Origin of the sequence: Enterobacter cloacae complex sp. 382A5 (assembly GCF_050031095.1) — a bacterium.
Lineage (GTDB): Bacteria > Pseudomonadota > Gammaproteobacteria > Enterobacterales > Enterobacteriaceae > Enterobacter > Enterobacter cloacae.
Window position 1 is genome coordinate 1,189,863 of sequence record NZ_JBLGVK010000001.1, and the last position, 18,845, is coordinate 1,208,707.

Genomic DNA, 18,845 nt, shown 5'->3' on the forward strand with positions numbered 1-18,845 from the left:
CCGTGCCCGAAATCAATCAACATGGTCAAACCGTTAACGATATCGTCCCGGACTAGAAATGCTACCGGGTCTTAACCCGCACCCAGCCTGAAAGCGTGGAAGCCACCGTGCACTGGGTGCTCGGCAAGATAATGGATGACGATCTGGTTCCGTTTGCGGTAATCGATTTACGCACTGAAAAAGCTGTAGGGCTGGTGAGCTACATGGCGATTGAGCGGTTTCAGGACTCGGTGGAGATCGGCCGCGTCACCTGGTCGCACAGGATGAAAGTCACCCGCATCGGCACCGAAGCGGTGTGGCTGGTGTTGAAAAATGCCCTTGATCACAAGTACCGTCGGCTGGAGTGGAAGTGCGATTCGATGAACACCACCTCACGTAGTGCGGCGGAGCGGCTGGGGTTTGTCTGGGAAGGGTGCCTGCGTCAGAAACTGGTGCGTAAAGGGCGCAACCGCGACAACGATATGCTTTCAATTATTGACGGCGAATGGCCGCAAAGGGATGCGGAGCTGCGCGCCTGGCTGGCGGTGGAGAATTTTGACGGGGAAGGGCGGCAGATTAAGCGGTTAGAGTCGTTTCGCTAGCTACATGCACGCATTCTAGTTTTTGAGGACTTGTTTTCATTTTCGTTTCTGTCAGAGAATCCTTTCTCCTTTGAAACGCTGACAAGAAGGTATGTCTCAGGATTTTTCTGCACTTCTCTAGGTTTCCATGGAGTATGTTCATTATCCTTGAGATTGTTTGTGCGTTATAACAACTCTGAATGATATTTTGAGGCAATATATCACATTCATGATGAAAATGATTGTGATAAATTTACCGTGTAAATATTATTCTATATTGTTATTGTTTTAGACAAACTATTAAATGGTTATTTAATAATCTCGATCAAGATTTATCATCATATTAGCTAGTACTGTCACGAGACTCGATTTTTAGTCAATATTCTGAATGATGAGAAGGAGTGATAAATGGCTTGGACTGGATTTGGTGGTGGTTGGTCTAATGGTGTTCATAGTGGCGGTGATGATTCAGGTAGTATTGGAGGGGGAGGTATTCAACTCGATGGAAAAGGTAATCCAGTAAATACAAGAGCGCCAAATGCAAATGATATTGTCTCGCAATTTAATAGCTATGGAGGGACACAGATCACTTCTAGTCAAGTATCAAATATAAGAAGTGATGGGTATGGAGGGTATGCTGCTGATATTGCTGGACAGATGCATACGGTTTCATCAGAAACAGGCTCAGAAACCTCAAATACAGTTTCTGGATTTACAGGTGTATCTACAAGTTCAAATGGAAATGCTAATGGTTGGAATAATGTTACATATCAGATTCAACAGGGGAGGATCCCTTCCGATTTTTCACTGAAACATGGTAAGGTCGGTATCATAGTGGATGAAAAATTCATAGAGATTCCTTCTTTAACTTCGGCATACAATCAAGGTAAGGCGCAAAGAAAATCTGCAGATGAAAAGAAGGTATTAGAAAAAACAAGTGAAATTATTGTCGGCTCAGGGGAAAAGATTAGTCATAAACTTAATGTGCATTTTGCTACAATATCGAAAGAACTTGCAGATGAAATTAAGCGTTTTCAGGGAAAGAAAATCAGAAAATCAGCTGATGCTATGAAAACCATTAATAAGATTATAAATGACCCCAACCCACGAATGAAACTCAGTAATGCCGACAAGGCTAGCGTGGTCAAAGCATTAAAGTCATTTAATCTAAACACCTTCGCCAGTAATTTTAAAAACCTTGGGACGTCCTTTAAAGTTGCGGATATTGTAATGAAAGGTCAGACTATAATTGATAAAACGATTATAGGTTTTGAAACCGGAAACTGGTCTCCTCTTATGCTGGAGATTGAAACAATGGCTATTGGCAGCGTATTTAGCAGCGCTACTATAGGAATAGTTGGTGCTATAATCACAGCATATCTGGCACCCTCATCCTTGTTAGCATCGGCATTAACTATTGCTGCCGTTATTGCATTTACTATTTTAGCATCTTACATAGATACAAGTTTAATAGAAAAAATTAATACTTATTTAGTTCCGAGGACGGGGACAAAAATTCCTTCAAAGCTTCCCGCTAACGATATTAGTAGGCATTTAAATAGTAAGTAAAATCTATAAATAATTATATGTCCGTCATTTTTAGAATGACGGACGGTTACATTATCGATCAAAAACAGTATCAATCCGTTTTGATAAAAGGAAATAGGGTATTAACACTATAACATCGAAACTTAATGATACTAATATACCAATCTCTTTTAGTTCAAGTTGTATGTCAAGCATTAACCATGAATAAAATATTAAAGGAGCATTTGTTGCTATATTTACAAGGTAATATAATATCATTATGTATTTGGTTTTTTTTAGTTTTTTGAAAAATGAAAAAGTGGCAGCGTACAGTGTTAATAAATATACAAAAGAACCTGTTAATATTATTATCGCGAGCCAGCTTGAAACTGGTTCGTTATGATTAAATTTAGAAATAAATAATGCTATAATCCCCAGGGCGTTTAATGACCCCGACACGCAAGATATAACAAGCCCCGCAGCAGGGAAGTACAAAAAACCATTTATTTTTTTATTTTCAGTCATGAGTTACCCAAACTAAAGTTATAGACACTCTTAAATTATCATTTCAGCCTTCAGTTGGGATAGTAAACCACCGCACATAAGGATGTAAATCAGAAATATTTTTTGGATAACTGGTCACGTTAAATTATCTAACTAATGGCGTTGTGGTCTCTTTTCAAATTTGTGAATGTTTTGCATTTGTGAGTTTAAATCCATACCAAATTGTAATGACTGTGGAATGGTGTTTGGTCGGGTATTCGGCGAATGTAAATATTTAAGAAAAGATCCAAAAGGAAATTTACTTCGCATTCTTTAGAGAATTTATATCGTGGGAGTGATTTTAATGTTCCGTCATGAAACGTTAAATTTTTCAAGGAGTTTGCACCCATAAACATATGGTTTGTATAATAACCTGGTTCGTTATGACCTTAATGAGAAACTTTTTTAAAGTAACCCCTCTTGAGAGGGGCTCGATCTATCATCGGCGAACCGGCGCTCCGTTCGCCACGTAATACGCCGCCGTACTCTTCGCCAGCGGCTCACGCCCGCGAATGGCATCAGCAATTTTCTCACCGATCATAATTGTGGTGGCGTTCAGGTTGCCGGTGATGATCTGCGGCATGATCGACGCATCCACCACGCGTAACCCTTCGAGCCCGTGAACGCGGCCTTCGCCATCGACTACCGCCATCTCGTCATAGCCCATTTTGCAGCTTCCACACGGGTGGAAGGCGGTTTCGGCGTGGTTGCGCACAAACTCGTCCAGCTGTTCGTCGGTCTGGCACTCAACCCCCGGGCTGATTTCGCGGCCACGGTATTTGTCCAGCGCGGGCTGATGCATGATTTCGCGGGTGATGCGGATCGCATCGCGGAATTCCTGCCAGTCCTGCTCGTGGGACATATAGTTGAACAGGATCGCCGGATGCTGGTGCGGATCGCGTGATTTAATACGCACATGCCCGCGGCTTGGTGAGCGCATCGACCCAACGTGACACTGGAAGCCGTGCTCTTTCACCGCGTTGGAGCCGTTGTAGTTAATCGCCACCGGCAGGAAGTGATACTGAATGTTCGGCCACTCGAACTCCTCGCGGCTGCGGATAAACCCACCCGCCTCGAAGTGGTTGCTCGCCCCCACGCCGGTGCCGCCAAACAGCCACTCGGCGCCAATCTTCGGCTGGTTCCACCACTGCAGGGCAGGGTAGAGGGAGACCGGCTCTTTGCATTCGTACTGGAGATACATCTCCAGGTGATCCTGCAGGTTTTCGCCCACGCCGGGCAGGCCATGCACCAGCGGAATATCAAACTGCTTCAGCAGTTCCGCGTTGCCCACGCCGGAGCGCTGCAGGATCTGCGGAGAGGCAATCGCCCCGGCGCACAGCAGCACCTCTTTGTTTGCCGATGCTTTGGACGGGATGGTGCTTTCGCCTTCCAGCCACTCGACGCCCACGGCGCGCTTGCCGTCAAAGAGAATGCGATCGGTCATGGCATGGGTGCGGATGGTCAGGTTCGGGCGCTGCTTCGCCTGGTCCAGATAGCCGCGCGCGGTGCTGGCGCGTCGGCCCTGTGGCGTAACCGTTCTGTCCATCGGGCCGAAGCCTTCCTGCTGATAGCCGTTGAGATCGTCCGTGCGCGGGTAGCCCGCCTGTACGCCCGCTTCCACCATTGCCTCAAACAGCGGGTTCACGCCCGGTTTGGAGGTGGTGACGCTCACCGGGCCGTCGCCGCCGTGGTAGTCGTTCGGACCCACGTCGCGGGTTTCAGCCTTACGGTAGTAGGGCAGGCAGTTGAGGTAGCTCCAGTGCTCCAGACCTGGCTCTTTCGCCCAGTTGTCCAGATCCATCGCGTTGCCGCGCACGTAGCACATGCCGTTGATGAGCGACGACCCGCCCAGCCCTTTACCGCGTCCGCACTCCATGCGGCGGTTATTCATATAGGGCTCTGGCTCGGTTTCGTACGCCCAGTTGTAGCGCTTGCCCTGCAGCGGGAATGCCAGTGCGGCAGGCATCTGGGTGCGGAAGTCAAAGCGGTAATCCGGGCCGCCCGCTTCAAGCAGCAGAACGGTGGTGTTCGGATCTTCAGTCAGTCGTGTTGCCAGAACGTTGCCGGCAGAGCCGGCACCAATAATGATGTAGTCAAATTGCAAAAAAACCTCCCGGTTAAAATATGGACTGGAATTTACCCATCTCAACCTGGATGGACTTCACCTGGGTGTAACTCTGGAGCGTCATCACGCCGTTTTCGCGGCCGATACCTGAGTGTTTGTAGCCGCCAACCGGCATCTCTGCCGGGGATTCACCCCAGGTATTGATCCAGCAAATACCCGCCTCAAGCTGATGAATCGCGCGATGGGCCCGGTTCAGATCGGCCGTCACGATGCCTGCCGCCAGCCCGTAGTCGGTATCGTTGGCGCGGCGGAGAGCTTCTTCTTCAGATTCATAGGTGAGGATGGACATCACCGGCCCGAAGATCTCTTCGCGCACAATGGTCATCTCGTCGGTGCAGTCGGTGAACACGGTCGGAGCGACCCACGCGCCGTTGTCAAAGCCTTCGCCCTTCAGCACGTCGCCGCCGCACAGCACGCGCGCACCTTCCTCTTTGCCTTTGGCGATATAGCGCAGCACATTGTCGCGGTGCGGGAAGCTGACCAGCGGGCCAAAGTTGGTGTTTTCATCGAACAGATCGCCCGCGCGGATGCGGCCCACGCGCTCAACAATTTTCTGCTCAAACGCGGCCTTGAACTTCGCGGGTACGAACACGCGGGTGCCGTTGGTGCAGACCTGGCCGGAGCTGAAGAAGTTGGCCATCATCGCGATGTCGGCAGCGAGATCGAGATCCGCATCGTCAAACACAATCAGCGGGGATTTGCCGCCCAGCTCCATCGTCACCTCTTTCAGGGACGAGGCCGCCGAGTTCGCCATCACCTTTTTGCCGCTGGCGACGCCGCCGGTGAAGGAGACTTTCGCGATGCCCGGGTGTTCGGTCAGGTACTGGCCGGTCTCCGCGCCTACGCCCGGCAGAACGTTAAACACGCCGTCCGGCAGGCCCGCTTCGGTGTAGATTTCCGCAAGCTTCAGGGCGGTGAGGGGGGTGACTTCGCTCGGCTTGAAGATCATCGCGTTGCCCGCCGCCAGCGCCGGGGCGGATTTCCACAGGGCGATCTGGATCGGGTAGTTCCACGCGCCAATACCCGCCACCACGCCCAGCGGCTCGCGACGGGTGTAGACGAAAGAGGTATCGCGCAGTGGGATCTGGCTGCCTTCCAGCGCCGGGATCAGCCCCGCGTAGTACTCCAGCACGTCCGCACCGGTGACGATATCCACGGTTGAGGTTTCCGAATACGCTTTACCGGTGTCGAGGGTTTCCAGCTTCGCCAGTTCGTCGTTCCGCTCGCGCAGGATATCGACGGCGCGACGCAGAATGCGCGAGCGCTCCATGGCGGTCATTGCCGCCCAGATTTTTTGCCCTTGCCGGGCACTCTCGACGGCGCGATTGACATCTTCGCGCCCGGCGGCCTGTACGGTCGCCAGAACGTCGCCGTTAGCCGGGTTAATGGTCTCGAAGGTGCGACCGCTGGTGGCGGATGTATAACCACCATTGATATAAAGCTGCTGTTCTGCCATTCGGGACATAAATTCTCCTCGGTTATTCGGTCGGTAAATGCTGGCTGATAAAGTGGCTGGTGAGCGACTGGGCTACGTTTTTATCCAGCGGTTTGCCGCTTAGCGCGGCGCGCAGCCACAGCCCGTCGATCAGCGCTGCAAGCCCGTAACCCGCCTCCTGCGCCTGTTCACGCGGCAGTTCGCGGCGGAATTCGTACACCAGGTTTGAAAGCAAACGGCGGCTGCTCACCTGCTGCAACCGGTAGAGCATCGGCTGATGCATGCTGCTCGCCCAGAAGGCCAGCCAGGCTTTCATTGCCGCGCTGCTGATCTGGGTTTCATCAAAGTTGCCGCCGACAATCGCCTGCAATCGTTGCTCTGCGCTGCCATCCGGCAGGGCATGCAGGCGGCTCAGAACCGCGTCGCGCAGCTGGCCGGTGATGTCGCGCATGGTCGCTTCCAGCAGGCCATTTTTATCTTTGAAGTAGTGACTGATGATCCCGGTTGAGACACCCGCCCGACGGGCGATCTGCGCGATGGTTGCGTCATGCATTCCCACTTCATTTATTGCTTCCAGCGTGGCGTTGATCAGTTGCCTGCGCCGGATCGGCTGCATCCCCACTTTGGGCATTTTTGCCACTCCATTCATCAGCGTTGGTTAACCATTAAAGCGGTTTTTGATTGGACGTTCAATATAAAATGTGTCTTAATTGTTGCGGATTTGGATTTTAATAGTTACAAAAACAGTGGGGATACTGGATGACAGATCTTTCGCAAGGCAGAGAAAAGGACAAAATCAATCCGGTTGTTTTTTATACTTCCGCAGGACTGATTTTGTTGTTTTCCCTGATGACGATCTTCTTTAGCGACTTCTCTGCCGAGTGGATTGGGCGCACCCTGAACTGGGTGTCGAAGACCTTCGGCTGGTACTATTTGCTGGCGGCGACGCTCTATATTGTCTTTGTTGTCTGCATTGCCTGTTCGCGCTTTGGTTCGGTGAAGCTCGGGCCCGAGCAGTCAAAACCCGAGTTTAGTCTGTTAAGCTGGGCGGCGATGCTGTTTGCCGCCGGTATCGGCATCGACCTGATGTTCTTCTCCGTGGCCGAACCGGTCACGCAATATATGCAGCCGCCGGAAGGGGCAGGGCAGACGATGGAGGCCGCGCGCCAGGCGATGGTCTGGACGCTGTTCCACTACGGACTGACCGGCTGGTCGATGTACGCCCTGATGGGCATGGCGCTCGGATACTTTAGCTATCGTTATAATTTACCCCTCACCATTCGCTCTGCGCTGTACCCCATTTTCGGTAAAAAGATTAACGGCCCGATAGGGCACAGCGTCGATATTGCGGCGGTGATCGGCACCATCTTCGGTATCGCCACTACGCTCGGGATTGGCGTGGTGCAGCTCAACTACGGGCTGAGCGTGCTGTTTGATATCCCGGATTCGCTGGCGGCGAAAGCCGCGCTGATCGCGCTTTCGGTGATTATCGCCACCATCTCGGTCACTGCCGGCGTGGATAAGGGGATCCGCGTGCTCTCCGAGCTGAACGTCGCGCTGGCGCTGGGGCTGATTTTGTTTGTGCTGTTTGTGGGCGACACCTCTTTCCTGCTCAATGCCTTAGTGCTGAACGTGGGCGATTACGTGAACCGCTTTATGGGCATGACGCTGAACAGCTTCGCCTTTGACCGCCCGGTGGAGTGGATGAACAACTGGACGCTGTTCTTCTGGGCGTGGTGGGTGGCGTGGTCGCCGTTTGTCGGCCTGTTCCTGGCGCGTATTTCACGTGGTCGCACCATCCGCCAGTTCGTGATGGGCACGCTGATCATTCCGTTCACCTTTACCCTGCTGTGGCTGTCGGTCTTTGGCAACAGTGCGCTGCATGAGATCATCCACGGCGACGCGGCGTTTGCGCAGGAGGCGATGGCGCACCCGGAGCGCGGATTCTACAGCCTGCTGGCGCAATACCCGGCGTTCACCTTTAGCGCCTCCGTGGCCACCATTACCGGTCTGCTGTTTTACGTCACCTCGGCGGATTCCGGTGCGCTGGTGCTGGGGAACTTCACCTCGAAGCTGAAGGACATCAACAGCGATGCACCAAACTGGCTGCGTATCTTCTGGTCGGTCGCCATCGGCCTGCTGACGCTCGGCATGCTGATGACCAACGGGATTTCCGCCCTGCAGAACACCACGGTGATCATGGGGCTGCCGTTCAGCTTTGTGATCTTCTTTGTGATGGCCGGGCTGTATAAATCGCTCAAGGTGGAAGACTACCGCCGCGTCAGCGCCAGCCGCGATACCGCGCCGCGCCCGCTGGGTGCCCAGGACAGACTGAGCTGGAAGAAGCGTCTCTCGCGCCTGATGAACTACCCGGGCACGCGCTACACCAGCCAGATGATGGAGACGGTCTGCTTCCCGGCAATGGAAGAGGTGGCGCAGGAGTTGCGATTACGCGGTGCCTACGTGGAGCTGAAAAACCTGCCGCCGGAAGAGGGCGAGACCCTGGGGCATTTGGATCTGCTGGTGCATATGGGCGACGAGCAGAACTTTGTCTATCAGATCTGGCCGCAGCAGTATTCGGTGCCCGGGTTTACCTACCGCGCCCGCAGCGGCAAATCGACCTACTACCGGCTGGAGACCTTCCTGCTGGAAGGCAGCCAGGGGAATGATTTGATGGACTACAGCAAGGAGCAGGTGATTACGGATATTCTGGACCAGTATGAACGGCACCTTAACTTTATCCATCTGCACCGGGAAGCGCCGGGGAATAGCGTGATGTTCCCGGATGTGTAAGCGAATCGCATTCTAAATTGATGCCGGGTGGCGGCTTCGCCTTACCCGGCCTACCGCGAGCCAACTTTGTAGGCCTGATAAGCGAAGCGCCATCAGGCTTGTAGCAGCGTCAACACGCTGTCATCCCTTTTGTGCCAGAAGAGGGTGAAACGTGTGCCCTCCGCATATTCTCCAGCCGGGCGCGAAAGCACCAGCACAAGGGTTTTATCATCTAACGCTGCGACTCTCGCACAGTCAAAACCCATGTAAATCTTTACCTGCGGAAACAGCGCTTTAAACAAACTTTCTTTCGCGCTAAACGCGAGCGTCAGCGCCTGTGCAAAAGGGTAGCCTGAACGCGTTAAACACGCCGCTTCCTGCGCATTGATGATACCGTCCTGGATTTCATGGGCTTCACGCTCGGAAAGGATCGCCTCTGTATCGATACCTACAAGGGCATGAGGATGGTGAACCACAACCGCCATCGCCTGCGTGCCGCTGTGAGTGATGCTACCCGAAACCCCGTGCGGCCAGAGCGGTTCGCCGCTGGGGCCGATGCCGGGAACGGCGTGGCCAGGTAAGGCATGCGCGGCGGCGATGCGGCCCGCCAGATGTTCGGCTTTGCGTTTGCGTCCGGCGTCAGCCAGCTGTGCGTGATGGGGGAGCCAGAGGAGATCGGCGTCGGTGAAGGTGGTGGGGTCGAAGGTGATGCGGTGAACGGTGAGGCTGGCGAGAACGAACGTGCTGTGGGTTGTGTGCATGGTTTTCCCTTCAGAATTGTGCGGCCTGTTGCCCTCACCCCGGCCCTCTCCCACGGGGAGAGGGAGCAAACACTAAAAACGGCAACGGGGTTGCCGTTTTGCTTTTACCTCGCCCTCACCCCGGCCCTCTCCCACTGTACGGTCCGGGGACATGGTAGACAGGTGTTCGGGGACATGGTGAACACTTTTTAACATCCTTTACCCATGGTGATCGACTTTTTCTTCAGGTCGATCACCCCCACTTTTGTGCTGTACCACCACACCTCGTAGCGGCCGTCTTCCTGCATCTCCTTCAGCCCGACCCGTTCTCCCCTGAATGCCTTGCCTGCGCTCAGACTTACCCCTTTCACGCTCAGCTTTCCGCTGATATCCACTTTCCTGACCATCACGCCCTCGTCATACTCCGGAGGTGTTGTGTTGCCGCTGTACTGCCGTGCAGACGGCTGATACCGCGAGCCCGGTACCGCCATGTCCAGCGCCTCATGCGGGCGTTCAAGGTTATAGACCGTCCTCCAGTGGTCGAAGGCGCGCTGCAGTTCTCCCTCGTTCGCGAACCACTTCCCCTGCAGCACCTCTGCCTTCAGGCTGCGGTGAAAACGCTCCAGCTTGCCCTGCGTCTGCGGATGATACGGCCGGGAGTGCCCCACCCGGATACCATGGCGCATCAGCCACAGCTCCAGTGCCGTCCAGGTGCCGGTGGTGTCTCCCCACGGGGCGCCGTTGTCCATTGTCATCCGGTCCGGCAGGCCGTAGCGTTCAAACACGCTGACCAGCCGCTGCTGCACGGTCTCACGCCGTTCATCGGTACAGTGCGCCAGGCACAGGGAAAAACGGGAGTGGTCATCCAGCAGGGTGAGCGGATGGCAGCGGCCACCGCCAAAGGGAAAGTGGCCCTTAAAATCCATCTGCCAGAGCTGGTTCGGCGCGTCATGTTCGAACCGCCCCGTGGCGGGAATGCCCGGAGAAGTGCCCGGCAGCAGGCCGTGACGGGCCATCAGGTTATGAACGGTGCTGAAGGCGGGCATACGGTGCCCCTGGTCTTCGAGCCAGCGCTTTATCTTGCGTGCGCCCCAGCGTTCATGGCGGTCATGGGCCATACGCAGCAGGGCAGTGATGTCGTCAGACGAGCGGTTCGGGGAATGGTGCGGTATGCGCGGGTGGTCCTGAAGGCCGGCGGCCCCTTCCTCCCTCCAGCGGCGAAGCCACTTGTAGCCGGTGGCAGGTGAAATGCCGAAGCGACGGCAGAGGGAACGGATGTTCGCCCCGTCCTGCGAGGCGAACAAAACAAACTCAGTACGTAATGACATGGTATCTCTCGCATCCCAGGGCATAAGCGACTCCATAAACGGGTTCTTATGTCTTAGTTGTAAGTGTCTACCATGTCCCCGAACAAGTGTTCACTATGTCCCCGGACCGTACACCCACAGGGAGAGGGTGGAAGTCACTGCCTGTATCAGAATCGGGTATTCACGCTCATATACCACGTGCGGCCTGGCTCATTATAGGTATAAGCCCCCGCGCCGTACATATAGGCACCCGTCGAGGTATTCCCGGTGGTCTGGGCATTACCCGCACGCCACTGGCGTTTGTCGAAGACGTTATCCACGCCGCCGGTCAGGCTGACGTTTTTGGTCACGTCCCACGTCGCGCTCAGGCCAAGGATGCTATACGGGCTGACCTCGTCTTTCTCTGACCCGGTCACCGGCTGACCTTTGTAATTGTACTTCTTCGGCTGCTGCTTGCCGTACCAGGTGAAGGTCGACTGGAGCGACACATCCTGATGCACCTGCCAGCTCAGGGTAGAGTTCAGCGTGTACTCCGGGATGATCGACAGACGGTCGCCGGTCTCCTTGTTCTTGCTCTGCAGCATGTAGGTAATGTTGTTGGTCCAGTTGATGGTATCGCTGACCGGCACGTTCAGGGAACCTTCCAGGCCTTCAACCACCGCTTTCGGCACGTTCTCCCACTGGTAGATATCGGTGGTGACTTTGCTGGTGGAGGTCTGGCCAATCGGCGCATAGCCCGCTTCAATCTTGTTGCGATAGTCGTTGCGGAACCAGGTCACGCCCGCCAGCCAGCCGTCGCGTTTCCACTCCAGACCAATCTCTTTGTTGATGCTGGTTTCGGCTTTCAAATCGTCGTTACCCATCATGTAGCAGCCCACGCCGTCAGAGCTGGCGTAGCAGCCCTGACCCTTGCTGTATAACAGGTAGTTCGGGTTGGTCTGGTACAGGCTCGGTGCTTTGTAAGCACGCGCAATACCCATCTTCAGGGTGAAATCATCCCCCAGACCCTGCGACAGGTTCAGGGACGGGCTCCAGTTGTTACCCACGATGGTGTGATGGTCGAAGCGCAGCGCCGGGGTCAGCATGGTGCTGTCGGTCAGCTCCATATTGTTTTCCGCAAACAGGGAGAAAATCTCTGCGGAGGTATACGGGCTGCGATCGTCGCTCATCCCTGGAATGGTCCCGCCCTGCAGGGTTTGCGAGAAGGAGGTGGAATCCTTCATGCGCTGCTGGTTCCACTCGGTGCCCAGCGTCAGGTTCTGGTTGACGATGAAATCAATCGGCAGGTTGATCTCACTGTGCAGCATGACGTCGGCCAGGTCGGTATCGGTGAATTTATCGCTGTTGAACAGCCCTTCGGTTCCTCCGGCCAGCCCTTCACCCAGACGTGAGTTGCGGGTGTGTTCATACTGTGCCCAGTTGCTGGTGGTAATGCCGTTATCCCAGCCGCCGTTCCACGTGACGGCGAAGTTCTGACGATAGATACGGTTGGTCTCTTTACCGTAGTTCTTCTTCACCAGCGCATTGTCGTTGTTGGTGTTCTGGGTATCACCGGCGTAGAGGTTGTTCTGGCGGCTGTAGCCCGCTTCAAACTCCAGAGACTGCATTGGCGCAAAGTCCCAACGCACCACGCCATTGATGTCTTTGTTTTCTACCCCTTCACGGCCTGCAGGCAGGGTGTTGGCATAGGCGCCGGTACGCTCGGACTGATGGCCCTGGTTGATGTCCCACGCATCGGCCTGGGTTTTGTCGAGGTTACCGTACATGCGGAAGCTGAAGTCGCCGCCCAGCGGGCCGCTCAGGCTGAAGTTGGTGCGTTTTGTGGAACCTTCATCCTTGTGTTCAGGCGCGTTCAGATAGGTGTTCCAGGAGCCGTGCCACTGGTCGTCGAATTTTTTGGTGATGATGTTCACCACGCCACCTGCCGCACCGTTGCCGTAACGCGCGGCGGCCGGGCCACGAATCACTTCGATACGCTCAATCATCTCAGGCGGCACCCAGCCGGTATCACCGCGGGTGTCGCGCTCGCCGCGCCAGCCCAGACGAATCGAGTTGCGGCTGGTGACCGGCTTGCCGTCGATCAGGATCAGCGTGTTTTCCGGGCCCATACCGCGGATATCAATCTGGCGGTTGTTACCGCGCTGGCCGCTGGTGGAGTTACCGGTCAGGTTAACGCCCGGCATGGTGCGGATGATTTCAGACACGTCACGCGCGGGCGGATTTTTACGGATCTCATCGGCGGTAATGGTGGAAACCCCGGGCGCCTGCAAATTCTGCTCGGCGGCGGTGATCACCATGGTGTCTTCATGCTGCGCGGAGGCGGTGTTGTCGTCTGCCATGGCAGGCAGCGCGACGCCATAAATCCCTAAATTGACCAGCAAGGCCAGAGAGTGAATCTTCTTATTCATTGGATGTCCCGCTTTTATGGTTTCTTATGAACGCGCTTCCCACAGCGCGGGCATTACGCTATTGCAAATGCAAATAGTTATCAATAATATTATCAATAAAATTTGTCCTGAAACAAAAAAGACTGTTAAACATGAGGTTAGAAGGGTGTCGGTGTTAACAACGGGAAGTGAAGCCTGGTGGCAGTCGAAAAACGGCCCGGAATGGGTGCGTGAACAGGGGAAATATCGGGTCACCTTCTGGTGGCGCGATCCGGCGGGAACGCAACACACCTCGGCGGTGAAACGCGTCTGGCTGTATATCACCGGCGTAACCGATCACCATAAAAATGCCCGCCCACAATCCCTCGAACGCATCCCGGATACCGACGTCTGGCAATGGCAGGGCGAGTTCAGCCCCCAGTGGCGTGGCAGCTACTGCTTTATCCCCTCAGAGAATACAGACGATTTTGCGCCCGATGTGTTTCACGGTGAGCAGCCGGATCGCCTGGCGCTGCGCGAAGGCTGGCGCAAGCTGCTGCCGCAGGCAATGTCCGACCCGCTTAATACCCAGAGCTGGCGAGGCGGGAGGGGCCATGATGTCTCTGCGCTGGAGATGCCCGACGCTCCGGTGCAGCCCGGCTGGGATCGCCCCAATACGCCATACCGGCAGCCGGTCTGCATTGACTGGCAGAGCAAGCGGCTGGGCAACCGTCGTCGCGTCTGGATATTTACCACTGGCGATGACGATCCGGAACGCCCGCTGGCGGTGCTGCTCGACGGCCAGTTCTGGGCCGAGAGCATGCCCGTCTGGCCAGCGCTGACGGCGCTAACCCTCGGACGTAAACTGCCGCCTGCCGTCTACGTTTTAATCGATGTGATAGATATGGCGCATCGCAATAACGAATTGCCCTGTAACCCCGATTTCTGGCTGGCGGTGCAGGAAGAACTTCTTCCTCTTGTAAAACAACGCACGCCATTCAGCGACCGCGCAGACCGTACGGTGGTCGCAGGCCAGAGCTTCGGCGGTCTCTCCTCGCTTTATGCCGCACTAAACTGGCCGCAGCGTTTTGGCTGCGTGCTGAGCCAGTCCGGCTCTTACTGGTGGCCGCATCGCGGCGGGCAGCTGGAAGGGCTGCTTATCGCGCAACTGAAAGCGGGTGAAAAAACCGCACGCGGCCTGCGCATCGTCCTTGAGGCCGGGTGCAACGAGCCGCTGATTTATCGCGCAAATCAGGCCATTTACGACGAACTGCACACACAGCAGCAGGTTTACTGGCGTCAGGTTGACGGCGGACACGACGCGCTTTGCTGGCGCGGTGGGCTGACGCAGGGGCTGATGACCCTCTGGCAGCCGCTTATTCACTAACGGAGTCTGTATGGAATTCAGCAATCCTTTCGATAATCCGCAGGGGCAATTTGCTATTTTGCGTAACGATCAGGGGCAGTACAGCCTGTGGCCGCAGCAGTGCGAATTGCCCGCAGGCTGGCGCGTGGTATGCGAAGCGCAATCGCAGGACGCATGCAAGCAGTGGCTGGCCGAACACTGGCAGACGCTCAGCCCCTCTAATTATGCGGGGGAGTATGCATGAACCGTCTGCCGCTTGTTGCCGCCCAGCCGGGCATCTGGATGGCGGAGCAGCTTTCCAGCCTGCCGAACGCCTGGAGCGTGGCACACTACACCGAACTGAAAGGCGATATTGACGCACCGCTGCTGGCAAAAGCCATTGCCGAAGGTATGATGCAGGCCGACACTCTGCGCATGCGCTTCACCGAGGATAACGGTGAGGTGTGGCAGTGGGTGGATGCATCAATGACGCTGCCTGAACCGGAAATCGTGAATGCCGGTTCCCATGACGCCGCCGTGGCGCTGATGGACGCCGACCTTAATCAGAACCTTCGTGTCGACAGCGGTCAGCTCCTGGCGTTTCACCTGCTGATTCAGATCGGTCCGCAACACTGGTACTGGTATCAGCGCTATCACCATTTGGTGGTCGATGGCTTCAGCTTCCCGGCGATTACCCGCCAGATCGCCGCGATTTATGCCGCGTGGAAGAGGGGCGAGCCCACGCCTGACTCCCCGTTTACGCCGTTCGCCGGGGTGGTGGACGAGTATCAGCGCTACCGCGACAGCGAGGCGTATCAGCGCGACGGTGCCTTCTGGGCTGAGCAGCGCAAACAGCTTCCTTCTCCGGTCTCGCTTTCCTCTGCGCCGCTGCCTGGGCGCGCCGCCACCACCGACATCCTGCGCCTGAAAATCGCCGCCGATGGCCGCGCCTTCAGCCAGCTTGCGCAGGCCGCAGGACAGGTACAGCGCACCGATCTGGCGCTTGCGCTGGTGGCGCTGTGGCTGGGCCGTCTCACCGGACGGCTGGACTACGCCGCCGGGTTTATCTTTATGCGCCGCATGGGCTCCGCTGCGCTGACCGCGACCGGCCCGGTGCTCAACGTGCTGCCGCTGGCGGTGAACATTCATCCGCACGAGAGCCTGCCGGAACTGGCGCAGCGCCTGGCAAACCAGTTGAAAAAAATGCGTCGCCACCAGCGCTACGACGCCGAGCAGATCGTGCGCGACAGCGGGCGTGCCGCGGGTGATGAAGCCCTGTTCGGCCCGGTGCTCAACGTCAAGGTATTCGATTATCAGCTGGATATCGCTGGCGTGGAGGCCACCACCCACACGCTGGCCACCGGCCCGGTGAACGATCTGGAGCTGGCATTGTTCCCGGACGAGCTGGGCGGGCTGAGCATTGAGATCCTCGCCAATAAACAGCGCTACGATGAAACCACGCTGGCCCGTCACGTGGCGCGCCTGAATGCGATGTTGACCCAATTTGCCGCTAACCCGGACCTGCGCTGCAGCGAGGTTGAAACGGTCTCAGAGCAGGAATACCAGAAGCTTGCACGCATCAACGACACCGGGCTGGCGCTACCGTCCACCACGCTTGCGGAACTGGTGGCGGAACAGGCGAGCAAAACGCCGGACGCGCCCGCACTGGCGGATGCGCACATCGAGCTCAGCTATCGCCAGATGCGCGAGCAGGTGGTGGCACTGGCGCATCTGTTGCGTGAGCGCGGCGTGAAACCGGGCGACAGCGTGGCGGTGGCGCTGCCGCGCTCGGTATTCCTGACGTTAGCGCTGCACGGCATTGTGGAGGCGGGGGCCGCGTGGTTGCCGCTGGATACCGGCTACCCGGACGATCGTCTGCGGATGATGCTGGAGGACGCGAAGCCGTCGCTGCTTATCACCACCGACGAACAGCGACCGCGCTTTAGCGATCTGTCCGTCGGGACGTTTAGTTACAACACACTATTACCGGCTGAGGATGCTGAACCGCTGCGGCTGGCGAAGCCGGAGCAGACGGCGTACATCATCTTTACGTCGGGCTCGACAGGGCGTCCGAAAGGGGTAATGGTCGGGCATACTGCCATCGTTAACCGTCTGAAATGGATGCAGGATCACTACCCGCTGACGGCGTGCGACGTGGTGGCACAAAAAACACCGTGCAGCTTTGACGTGTCGGTCTGGGAGTTCTGGTGGCCGTTTATTGCCGGGGCGAAGCTGGTGATGGCCGAGCCGGACGCGCACCGTGATCCTCAGGCCATGCAGCAATTCTTTGCGCACTATGGCGTCACCACCACCCACTTTGTGCCGTCGATGCTGGCGGCGTTTGTCGCCTCGCTGACGCCGGAAAACGCCGACTGCTGTAAAAGCCTCAGGCAGGTATTCTGCAGCGGGGAAGCACTGCCGACGGAACTTTGTCGCGAATGGGAGCGGCTCACCCACGTGCCGCTGCATAACCTCTACGGCCCGACGGAAGCGGCGGTGGACGTTAGCTGGTATCCGGCATTTGGACCAGAGCTGGCGGCAGTTGCAGGTAACAGCGTGCCGATCGGTTTCCCGGTATGGAACACCGGGTTGCGGATCCTGGATGCGATGATGCGCCCGGTGCCGTTTGGCGTGGCGGGCGATCTCTATCTCACCGGTATTCAGCTGGCACAGGGGTATCTGGGGCGTCCGGATCTCACCGCCAGCCGCTTTATTGCCGATCCGTTCGCGCCGGGCGAGCGGATGTACCGTACCGGTGACGTCGCCCGCTGGCTGGACAACGGCGCGGTGGAGTATTTAGGCCGCAGCGACGACCAGCTGAAAATTCGCGGCCAGCGCATCGAGCTTGGCGAAATCGACCGGGCGATGCTGGCGCTGCCTGACGTGGCTCAGGCGGTGGCGCACGCCTGCGTGTTCAACCAGGCGGCGGCCACGGGCGGGGATGCCCGTCAGCTGGTGGGATATGTGGTTTCTGAATCCGGTTTACCGCTGGATCGCGACGCGCTGCTTGCCTCACTCAGATCGCAATTGCCGCCGCATATGGTGCCGGTGGTGTTACTGCAAATCAGCGCGCTGCCGTTAAGCGCAAACGGCAAACTGGATCGCAAGGCGCTGCCGCTGCCGGAGCTGACCAGCAAAACCAGCGGACGCGCACCGGAAAGTGCAACCGAAATTGCCGTCTCGCAGGCGTTTGCGTCTTTGCTGGGCTGTGCGGTGAACGACATCGAAGCCGACTTCTTTGCCCTCGGCGGCCACTCGCTGCTGGCGATGCGCCTGGCTGCACAGCTCAGCCGTACGTTCGCCCGCAAGGTGACGCCGGGGCAGATAATGGTCGCCTCTACGGTCAGCAGGCTGAGTGCTCTGCTGGATTCGCCGATAAGCGACGAGCAGGCACAGCGTCTGGGTTATGAAACCTTGCTGCCGCTGCGCGTAAGCGACGGCCCGACGCTGTTCTGCTTCCATCCGGCTTCCGGTTTTGCCTGGCAGTTCAGCGTGCTGGCGCGCTACCTTAGCCCGCGCTGGTCCATTACCGGAATTCAGTCGCCGCGCCCGGAGGGGCCGATGCAGCAGTGTGCGGATCTGGATGGGGTGATTGAACATCATCTGACTACGTTACGTGCCCGGCAGCCCCACGGGCCGTATTACCTGTTCGGCTACTCGCTTGGCGGTACGCTGGCGCAGGGGATTGCTGCGCGTCTGCGTGAACAGGGCGAAACCGTCGCCTTCCTTGGTCTGCTGGATACCTGGCCACCGGAAACCCAGAACTGGGCGGAAAAAGAGGCCAACGGACTCGACCCGGCGGTGCTGGCCGAAATTGAGCGCGAGCGACAGGCGTTTATCGCTGCCCAGCAGGGGCAGGGCTCCAGCGTGCTATTCAACGCCATTGAAGGTAACTACGCCGACGCGGTGCGGCTGCTCACCACGGCGTACAGCTCGCGGTTTGACGGGAAAGCAACGCTGTTTGTTGCCGAGCGCACGCGAACGATGGATCCGCAGGTGGCATGGTCGCCGTGGGTAAATGAACTGGAGGTATACAGCCAGGATTGCGCCCACGTGGACATCATTTCGCCGCAGGCGTTTGAGAAGATTGGGCCGGTGTTGCAGAAGATGTTGGGGGAGTGATTT

The 18,845-nt window shown here is 56.7% G+C and carries 12 protein-coding genes and 1 pseudogene; 6 read left to right on the forward strand and 7 right to left on the reverse strand.

All coding sequences use genetic code 11. The annotated features are described in order from the left end of the window. The first annotated feature begins 11 nt into the window (after positions 1–11). A pseudogene (locus tag ACQG2G_RS05610) lies at positions 12–581 on the forward strand (GNAT family N-acetyltransferase). A gap of 387 nt (positions 582–968) precedes the next feature. Next, positions 969–2,129, forward strand: coding sequence for a colicin-like pore-forming protein (locus tag ACQG2G_RS05615; RefSeq protein ID WP_080453114.1), 1,161 nt, complete (start codon positions 969–971; stop codon positions 2,127–2,129). Between the two features lie 51 nt (positions 2,130–2,180). Here the strand turns inward: ACQG2G_RS05615 and ACQG2G_RS05620 are convergent, their stop codons facing one another. The 4 genes from ACQG2G_RS05620 to betI all read right to left on the reverse strand — a co-directional run bounded on the left by ACQG2G_RS05620 (position 2,181) and on the right by betI (position 6,821). Next, the gene (locus tag ACQG2G_RS05620; protein WP_071830097.1) at positions 2,181–2,612 is read right to left on the reverse strand and encodes a DUF2569 family protein; all 432 of its coding nucleotides are present in this window, start codon (positions 2,610–2,612) and stop codon (positions 2,181–2,183) included. A gap of 457 nt (positions 2,613–3,069) precedes the next feature. Further along, positions 3,070–4,734, reverse strand: coding sequence for a choline dehydrogenase (gene betA, locus ACQG2G_RS05625; RefSeq protein WP_248079016.1), 1,665 nt, complete (start codon positions 4,732–4,734; stop codon positions 3,070–3,072). Between the two features lie 13 nt (positions 4,735–4,747). Further along, entirely contained in the window at positions 4,748–6,220 is a 1,473-nt protein-coding gene (betB, locus tag ACQG2G_RS05630) for a betaine-aldehyde dehydrogenase (RefSeq protein ID WP_150056971.1), read from the reverse strand. A gap of 13 nt (positions 6,221–6,233) precedes the next feature. Beyond that, a complete protein-coding gene (gene betI / locus ACQG2G_RS05635; RefSeq protein ID WP_013097647.1) occupies positions 6,234–6,821 on the reverse strand; it encodes a transcriptional regulator BetI in 588 nt (195 codons plus the stop codon). Between the two features lie 128 nt (positions 6,822–6,949). On the opposite strand from betI, the gene betT reads away from it, so the two are divergent. After that, positions 6,950–8,983: a choline transporter gene (gene betT / locus ACQG2G_RS05640; protein WP_248079018.1), complete on the forward strand. Its 2,034-nt coding sequence runs from the start codon at positions 6,950–6,952 to the stop codon at positions 8,981–8,983. 92 nt (positions 8,984–9,075) lie between these two features. On the opposite strand, the gene entD is transcribed toward betT, so the two are convergent. From entD to ACQG2G_RS05655, 3 genes are all read right to left on the reverse strand, one after another. Next, positions 9,076–9,723, reverse strand: coding sequence for an enterobactin synthase subunit EntD (gene entD / locus ACQG2G_RS05645; RefSeq protein ID WP_248766810.1), 648 nt, complete (start codon positions 9,721–9,723; stop codon positions 9,076–9,078). A 188-nt stretch (positions 9,724–9,911) separates the two neighbouring features. Then, complete coding sequence (locus tag ACQG2G_RS05650) at positions 9,912–11,054, reverse strand: IS481 family transposase (RefSeq protein WP_426723007.1); 1,143 nt, start codon at positions 11,052–11,054, stop codon at positions 9,912–9,914. A gap of 122 nt (positions 11,055–11,176) precedes the next feature. Next, positions 11,177–13,417 (reverse strand): TonB-dependent siderophore receptor, encoded by a 2,241-nt coding sequence (locus tag ACQG2G_RS05655; protein WP_013097643.1) that lies wholly within the window; start codon positions 13,415–13,417, stop codon positions 11,177–11,179. A 67-nt stretch (positions 13,418–13,484) separates the two neighbouring features. Here ACQG2G_RS05655 and fes point away from each other — a divergent pair, with 67 nt between their 5' ends. Genes fes through entF form a run of 3 tightly spaced genes read left to right on the forward strand, consistent with a single transcriptional unit; the run spans position 13,485 to position 18,842 of the window. Continuing rightward, positions 13,485–14,762 carry an enterochelin esterase gene (gene fes / locus ACQG2G_RS05660; protein ID WP_276206483.1) on the forward strand — a complete coding sequence of 426 codons (1,278 nt, stop codon included), beginning with the start codon at positions 13,485–13,487 and terminating at the stop codon, positions 14,760–14,762. A gap of 10 nt (positions 14,763–14,772) precedes the next feature. Beyond that, on the forward strand, positions 14,773–14,985 hold the full coding sequence (locus ACQG2G_RS05665; RefSeq protein ID WP_094085206.1) for an MbtH family protein: 213 nt from the start codon (positions 14,773–14,775) through the stop codon (positions 14,983–14,985). Further along, a complete protein-coding gene (gene entF / locus ACQG2G_RS05670; RefSeq protein WP_248766811.1) occupies positions 14,982–18,842 on the forward strand; it encodes an enterobactin non-ribosomal peptide synthetase EntF in 3,861 nt (1,286 codons plus the stop codon). The genes ACQG2G_RS05665 and entF overlap by 4 nt, the downstream gene beginning before the upstream one ends. Positions 18,843–18,845: the final 3 nt, after the last annotated feature.